Raw genomic sequence first — 1,076 nt, forward strand, 5'->3', positions numbered from 1 at the left:
TGATTATTCCACCTGCAAATAAAGTTGGGAATGCGAATAAACCAATCCCACCAATATGAAATAAAGGCAATAATACAATGGAGCGATCATGAATAGTTAGGTCAATCGCAAATGTATTATTGAGCGCATTCCAAAACATATTTTTTTGTGTAAGTACAGCTCCTTTCGGTGTTCCTGTTGTTCCCGAAGTGTAACATATAATAAAGGATGCGCTTTCATTTATATCCTCAAAATAGTGGTTGTTTCTATTTTCTATTCGCTTTAAATTTTTTATCGAAAGAACTCTTTGTACATATGATTCCTTCTCCATTGAAAGTGCCATATTTTGAAATGTTTCCTCTACAAATAAAACCGTGGTTCCACTATCTTTCAACTGAAATATAAGTTCATTTTCTGTTAACCTTATATTCAGTGGAACAGCAATGCATTCTACTTTCGCTATAGCAAATAAAAGGACAATATATTCCAAGCTGTTTTGTGATAAAATAGCTACCCTTTCTCCTTTTTTCATATTTAAATCGCAAATTAAATATGCTGCTACTTTACTCACATACTCATGTAACTGTTTATATGTTATTTCCTCTTCTTCCGTAATAACGGCAATGCGATCAGGATGTAAATATGCTCGTTTTTCAATCCAATAAGCAATGCCTTCCATATTTACCACTCCCTTATCTCTTTCTCAATCCTTCAAATATTAATGACATCGCTGCCTCAAATACCTTCTCCGGAACATCCTTCTCTTCCCAATACCCCCAGCGCATTCCTAGAAATTGACCAATTGACATAAGACAATACGCAATTGTTTCTTTATCAAGTTGTTTAAACTCTCCCGCTTCCATACCAGCCGACAAACTTTTTAAAAATCCATTTGCGAGCTTTGCATAGTACCATCTATATAAATCATCATCAACAACTACCGCCTGTTGTACAATGTTATATAGATTAGGACGATCTTTTACCCATCGAAAAAATGCCTGAAAACCTTTTCTTTGCGCCTCTTCATAACTTGATATCCCCTTCATTTCTTCTTTAATAATTAAGCGTAACTCACGGTTCAATCTACGAATCAATTC

At 34.7% G+C, this 1,076-nt stretch carries 2 protein-coding genes; both read right to left on the reverse strand.

The genetic code is table 11. The features are described 5' to 3' along the window. On the reverse strand, positions 1-658 hold a 658-nt coding region (locus AC1DTM_RS27970; RefSeq protein ID WP_477001421.1), incomplete at its 3' end, for an AMP-binding protein. A gap of 13 nt (positions 659-671) precedes the next feature. Continuing rightward, on the reverse strand, positions 672-1,076 hold a 405-nt coding region (locus AC1DTM_RS27975; RefSeq protein WP_477001422.1), incomplete at its 5' end, for a TetR/AcrR family transcriptional regulator.

The sequence above is a fragment of the Bacillus sp. P4_D3 genome, from assembly GCF_056401855.1.